This window comes from Dyadobacter sp., from assembly GCF_051859145.1.
In the GTDB taxonomy this organism is placed as follows: domain Bacteria; phylum Bacteroidota; class Bacteroidia; order Cytophagales; family Spirosomataceae; genus Dyadobacter.
In genome coordinates this window covers 1,896-7,942 of sequence record NZ_JBHYGF010000187.1, presented here as the reverse complement: position 1 = coordinate 7,942, position 6,047 = coordinate 1,896, and the positions used below count along the sequence as shown (strand labels likewise).

Genomic DNA, 6,047 nt, shown 5'->3' with positions numbered 1-6,047 from the left:
AAGAATTGTAACAATGGCATTGTTCATGCAAATAATGCAAGATACATTGTAGGCTTCTACACTGCGCTCGGGGAAACAAAGCCGCGCTAACATTTACCGGCACAATTCAACCCAAATAATCAGCATTTCACAGCTGATTCCAAGCATTTGAAATACTTCTGCCTTTCCCCGAATGCACGCGTTTCTCAATTTTGTGCCATTGAAAATGCAGTAAAGTCTCAATTAACAATGCACAGATCTTTTCAGGACGAAATGCTTTATCCTGACCAACACGCATGAAAGCAAATGTAATTACAGCGCACGGTCCGGCAGCGACAGTCTTTGCGCTTTGTGAAATGCCGGAGCCCATTGCCACAGCCGACGACCTGGTTATAAAAGTTTTGACTACTAGTGTAAATCCGCTCGACTGCCGGATCAGGAACAAAGCTTCCGTTCCGCGCAACTTTCCGCTGATCCTGGGTTTTGATGTTTGTGGTTTGGTAGTTGGAATGGGAAGTAATGTAAAAGGATTCAGGATTGGAGACAGGGTAATCGGGTCTCCTACCCCGTTCCGGAACGGCGCGAATGCGGAGTATGCGGCCGTGGATTACCGCTCCTGCGCTTTGGCGGGCAATCTTCCCGACGAGATAGCAGCCGCCATTCCGCTGGTTGGCATAACCGCGTTCGAAGCTTTGCTGGACAGGCTGCATATCCGAAGTGGAGACCTCGTCGTGATCCACGCAGGTGCGGGCGGGGTTGGACATCTTGCAGTACAGCTTGCCAAATACGTGGGCTGTAAAGTGGTCACCACAGCCAGTCGGAAGGAATCAATGGAATATTGTAGCACCACACTCGGTGCGGACTATGTTATAAATTACCGGCAGGATGACGTAAAAGCCGCCATAATGGATTTGACCAATGGAGAAGGTGCTGCTTTGATCCTGGATACGGTTGGAGGTTCCACATTCAGCCAGTGCATTGATTATGCCGCGTATAATGGACATATTTGCTCGATACTGCCCGTGTCAATCGATGCGCAGGAAGGTTATCGGCTGCTTTTGAAAAACATCACATTGAGCTACCAGTTCATGGGCGGGCCGTTACAAAACCCGTCTCAAAACCGGCAGCACATTATCCTGAAAAGACTGGTTGAAATGGTCGAAAACGGAACATTGCAGCCAAATGTATCGAAAGTGTATCCATTGGAAGATCTGGCCAAAGCACACGAAGAGATGGAAACCGGGCACACGATTGGGAAAATTATTATTCGTGCCAGCAATTTGAACGCTGGAAAGTAATCAAAGAAACAAATGCAAATCCTGCCGCTATCTGAAAAACACTATCACGAAATCATATCGGTGTGGGAGGCTTCTGTGACCGCCACACATCATTTTCTTTCCAGGGCTGATATTCAGTTTTATAAGCCGCTGATATTGGAAGAATATCTTCCTTGCGTTTCGCTGTTCGGCATTTACAGGGACCCTGAAAAGTTGGCTGGATTTATCGGGATAACTGGTGATGAAATCGGGATGCTTTTTATTCACCCGGACGATTTCGGAAAAGGTCTGGGCAAAAGCCTGTGTCACTTCGCTATCAGGGAACTCGGCATTTCCAGGGTTGATGTCAATGAGGATAATCCGGGTGCATTAGAATTTTACAAGAAAATGGGTTTTGAAATAGCAGGCCGCTCTGCCACAGACCCGAGCGGAAATCCGTTCCCTATCCTCCATTTAAGGCTTCGCACAGTTAGTTAATGCCGATTAAAGTTGCATTTGTGCCTGTCTCAGGAACAGGCTCCCACATTGATGAGATCCTTTGGGATTTTAAGTCTGTGTCAGGGCACAACTTTTTAAGTCACCCTGCCTGAACATTTCATCCAAAATCATGAAAGCCGCAATTATCACCGAATACGGTTCCCCCGAAGTTTTCAAAATGGCAGATCTGCCCACGCCTGAAATTGAAGACGGCCAGGTATTGATCCAGAATAAAGCATCTTCTGTAAACCCGGTAGACACGCTCGTGCGGCAAGGTAAGACGCGGCTGATTACCGGTTTGTTCGGCCAGCACGTTTTAGGCGCCGATTTCTCCGGAGTAGTTATGGAATCTAAGAACCCCGCATTCAATGTAGGCTCGGAAGTGTACGGAATGCTGAGTGCTGTAAAAGGTGGCGCCTATGCTGAAATGCTCGTAGCTGAGGAAGAAAACATGCATTTCAAGCCTGCAAACATCTCTTTCACAGAAGCTGCCTCCATTCCGCTGGTAGGATTAACAGCCTGGCAAGGTTTAATGGATAACGGAAAAATGCTTTCGCGACAGCATGTTCTGATAACCGGATGTACCGGCGGCGTTGGTTACATCGCTGTTCAGATCGCCAAGCACTTCGGCAACACGGTAACAGGTACCTGCAGTGAATCCCACGCTGATTTCGCAAAACAGATCGGCGCAGACCACATTATTATATACGATAAAGAGGAAATCCCGGCAGAGAAGCAATTTGACCTCATTTTTGATGCCAGCGGCCATTTCACCATCTCTGATCTCAAAGACAGTCTCACCGACACGGGCCTTTTCGTTACAACCCGTGGCGGAGCCGACAGTCTGGGCGGCGTAGTTGACGCGGCCATTGATATGGTATTTCAAAAACGCATGAAACTGGTTGTAGTGAAACCGAATTCCGAAGAACTTTTCCAACTGGCCAAGCTCATTGAAGCGGGTGTCATCAAACCCCAGGTCTCCAAAACGTTTGCATTGGAAAACCTGGGCCCCGCACATCAGATGGTGGAAGAGGAAAGCTTTACCGGGAAGGTAGCAGTCGAGATTTGATGGAAATCGCGCCTCAGCCGGGCAGCACGCTATTGTTCGATACCATGCTGCCCGGCGTTTTGGAACATACTTAACAGGTTGCTCAAAGCATCTACCGAATGCAGCATCCCGGTGGATTCGAGTGTTATCTGGGTAACAATACCGGCGCGTTTACACATTTGCTGTTCGAATGCGGCAATAGCCTCTTTGACGGTCGAATAACTGTCGCTGGCTAAATGCGCCGCCAGTTCCAGCGCGTCCTGCATTGCCATATTCACGCCTTCGCCGGCATAAGGCGGCATCCGGTGTGCAGCATCGCCGATCATCGTCAGGTTAGCCAGCGGCTCCCATTGTTGATCTGTTGGATAATGATACTGCGGCCGCGGCACGAACCATAGCTCGTCGCTTTCAAATAACTCCTGCCAAATCCCGTCCCAGGAGCTGAAAGCTTCTTTAAACCATTGCAGTACCTCCTGTTTGTTCCCAAAGTCAATCCCGCTTTCCTTTACCCAATGCTCCGGCGAATTGCAGCCCGTGTAAAATGACAGGCTCCCGTCGCCTTTTGCGCTCAGTATCAGGGATTGTTGATTGCCAAATGCAAAAACTTTCCCTCCTTTCGTCAGCTGGTGCAAACGCGGCGCATTCTTCTCTGCATTGTACACGTTCCCTTCCACGATCGTGATGCCCGAATAGATTGGCTGAATGTCGGTGATGTAAGATCGTATCCTGGAATTGGCTCCGTCTGCTGCGATCACGATGTCGACGTAGGAACTTGTGCCATTTTTGAAATGCATAAGCCAGCCTGCCCCGCTTTTGTCCATGGACAGAAAGTGGCTGTCCCATACGATCGTATCATCAGACAGCGAGTCAATCAGCAAACGCCGCAGCGGGCCGCGGTCAATCTCGGGGCGGTCTTCTGTTAGTGACTCTGACGTGTGATCGTCGAACTGAATGTGCGCGTACTGATCCGTAACGCGCAGTTTGCCGGCATCGGGGCGGTAATTTGCAAAGAATGCATCGAGCAGCCCCGCCTCGCGCAATGCCGCCAGCCCCGATTCCTGGTGAAGGTCGAGCGTTGCGCCCTGCACGCGCACATCTTTATTGATATCACGCTCATACACTTTAACCCGGGCGCCGCGCGTTTGGAGCAGGCGCGCGAGTGTTAAACCGCCGGGCCCGCCGCCGACGATAGCAATGTCTTTATTTTCAATGACCATGTTTTTGTCTTGTTTGATTTTACAAAACAAAACTACGCGGGTGGCAGGGTCGAAAATTGTATAAATCGGTCTTCCCGGTTTCGGGCCAGCTCTTTGGGAATAACGCCTGCATATTTGCGGATCTCACGGATGAAATGCGACTGGTCGGTATAATTCTCCTCCGGGAAAAGCTTGCCTGCTTTGATATGCCCGAAGGATGACCTGAAACGCAGTACGTTGCAGTAGGTTTTAAGCGACAAGCCAAATGTATCCTGGTAGTAGCGGTTGATCTGCCTGCTGCTCCAACCCGATTGATCAGCAAGTTCCGCAACGCTCATAGCGCCGTGAGAATCATATATCAGATCGAAAAGCCTTTTCTTACGTGGGTCGATATCGGCAGTAATCCTGGCCAGAAGTACATCTGTCAGTAGTGAGGCGAATTGCCTGAGATCTTCAAATTGCCCGATATCTGTATTAAAAAAGTCAATAGGTAACAACGTGACGCCGTCGGGTTGAAGCGGCAAATAGGATTTGAACAGATATTCCGCTGCAAGAGGTCGGAAGCTGATGCAGAACATCCTGAAACGCGGACCGATTTCCACCTGTGACGGACGCGTTTCCAGGCCGTGTAAACCCAGGTACTGCCGGTCATCGAAATGAAAGCTGACATCCAGCCGGCCGTCAGGCAATACAATAGCGGGCTTCTGCCCGTCGGTTTCGTTCGTCAGTATCCAAAAACTCTCCACGAGGGTTTCCAATGCCGCAACGGGCTGCACCGTTTCAAAGCTGATACTATTCATATAAGAAAACTTACTCCGCAAGATACATTCCTTCCCCAAAAACACCACACGATGCCAAATCCTTCACAGTTAAGAATGCGGAAAAAAGATACGCGACAACCAGTGCTATTTTATTAAAACCTGAACGGTTGAACATTTGCATTAGAGTAAAACTTAGCCGACTATTACATTGTAGAATGGTCCGTTGTCACAATATCCCATGCATTTGAAATGAAGCGTATGTTGAGCGTAGTATTACTGGAAAATTCAGGGAAGCAGGAGGATATTGTGAAACAGTTACTTTCAAAAGCGCAACTACACGCTGAAATTCAGGTGGTTGCTACATACGAAGAATTTGTTAACGTAATTACAAAATCACCTCCCGATATTATACTCTCGGAATACAAGCTGCCCGACATTGATTGCTCCCAGGCGTTGAAAATACTGCGGGAGCACGGGGTAATGGTTCCCTTCATTGTTGTTTCTGACGCGGTAAGCGACGATATGGCCGGGGAGTTGCTGTCAATGGGTGTTGAGGATTACATAGCCTGGTCGCAGGTGGGCAGGCTGCCGTTTGCTATTCACAAGGCGCTGGAAGCATATGGCGTAAAAAGGGAGCAGCAGGCACTTTTGCAGCAATTAAGCAACCGGGAAAAGCAATTCCGCACCCTCATCGAACATAGTACCGACGCGGTGGTGATACTTAATAAAGATGCGCAGCCAACCTATGTTTCCCTGGCCGTGAAAAATGTGCTGGGATATACAGCCGAAGAGGTGATGAATATGGACATTTTTACCAAAGCGCACCCCGACGATCTGACCGGCCTGTACGAAACCATGGCCAAAGTGTCTGCCAATCCCGGCAAGGCGATGCCCGGACATACCGGCAGAATGCTTCACAAGGATGGTACCTGGCGCTGGATCGAAGCAACGGTGACCAATCTTTTACATGAGCCTGCTATCAATGGGATTGTTGATAACTTTCGTGATGTGACCAAACAGAAGGTCAGTGAGGAAAACCTGTTGCACCTGAACAGGCTCTATGCTTTTTTAAGCCAGGTTAACCACACACTTGTACACGCGCCCGACGCGCAGACGGTCTTCACAGAAGTGTGCCGCATTGCCTGTGAGACGGGGAAGTTTGAAGCTGCCTGGATCGGCATGTTTGCCGATGACAATAGCGTAAACGTGTTGGAGCAACAGGATATGTCTGCCGGGTGCCTGACGGGCTTTACCAGCGCCACAGAAGAACAGCACCTGCTCCGTACCATGCTCGATTCCCGGCCCTACT

The 6,047-nt window shown here is 49.4% G+C and carries 6 protein-coding genes; 4 read left to right on the top strand and 2 right to left on the bottom strand.

Features of this window, described 5'->3' with window-relative positions; all coding sequences use genetic code 11:
- The first annotated feature begins 275 nt into the window (after positions 1-275).
- The 3 genes from ACTIE6_RS12125 (at position 276) to ACTIE6_RS12115 (ending at position 2,802) form a co-directional block, all read left to right on the top strand.
- A complete protein-coding gene (locus tag ACTIE6_RS12125; RefSeq protein ID WP_439556886.1) occupies positions 276-1,277 on the top strand; it encodes a quinone oxidoreductase family protein in 1,002 nt (333 codons plus the stop codon).
- 12 nt (positions 1,278-1,289) lie between these two features.
- On the top strand, positions 1,290-1,733 hold the full coding sequence (locus ACTIE6_RS12120) for a GNAT family N-acetyltransferase (RefSeq protein WP_439556885.1): 444 nt from the start codon (positions 1,290-1,292) through the stop codon (positions 1,731-1,733).
- Between the two features lie 130 nt (positions 1,734-1,863).
- Positions 1,864-2,802, top strand: coding sequence for an NAD(P)-dependent alcohol dehydrogenase (locus tag ACTIE6_RS12115; RefSeq protein WP_439556884.1), 939 nt, complete (start codon positions 1,864-1,866; stop codon positions 2,800-2,802).
- Positions 2,803-2,831: 29 nt separating this feature from the next.
- On the opposite strand, the gene ACTIE6_RS12110 is transcribed toward ACTIE6_RS12115, so the two are convergent.
- A complete protein-coding gene (locus tag ACTIE6_RS12110; RefSeq protein ID WP_439556883.1) occupies positions 2,832-3,998 on the bottom strand; it encodes an FAD-dependent oxidoreductase in 1,167 nt (388 codons plus the stop codon).
- Between the two features lie 32 nt (positions 3,999-4,030).
- On the bottom strand, positions 4,031-4,777 hold the full coding sequence (locus ACTIE6_RS12105; RefSeq protein ID WP_439556882.1) for a DUF6597 domain-containing transcriptional factor: 747 nt from the start codon (positions 4,775-4,777) through the stop codon (positions 4,031-4,033).
- Between the two features lie 210 nt (positions 4,778-4,987).
- On the opposite strand from ACTIE6_RS12105, the gene ACTIE6_RS12100 reads away from it, so the two are divergent.
- Positions 4,988-6,047 (top strand): PAS domain S-box protein (locus ACTIE6_RS12100; protein ID WP_439556881.1); only part of this gene is annotated, 1,060 nt, incomplete at its 3' end.

What these genes read in the sequence shown, in the direction of transcription:
- ACTIE6_RS12125 (WP_439556886.1), top strand. Translation starts at nt 276, where the DNA reads ATGAAAGCAAATGTAATTACAGCGCACGGTCCGGCAGCGACAGTCTTT.
- ACTIE6_RS12120 (WP_439556885.1), top strand. Translation starts at nt 1,290, where the DNA reads ATGCAAATCCTGCCGCTATCTGAAAAACACTATCACGAAATCATATCG.
- ACTIE6_RS12115 (WP_439556884.1), top strand. Translation starts at nt 1,864, where the DNA reads ATGAAAGCCGCAATTATCACCGAATACGGTTCCCCCGAAGTTTTCAAA.
- ACTIE6_RS12110 (WP_439556883.1), bottom strand. Translation starts at nt 3,998, where the DNA reads ATGGTCATTGAAAATAAAGACATTGCTATCGTCGGCGGCGGGCCCGGC.
- ACTIE6_RS12105 (WP_439556882.1), bottom strand. Translation starts at nt 4,777, where the DNA reads ATGAATAGTATCAGCTTTGAAACGGTGCAGCCCGTTGCGGCATTGGAA.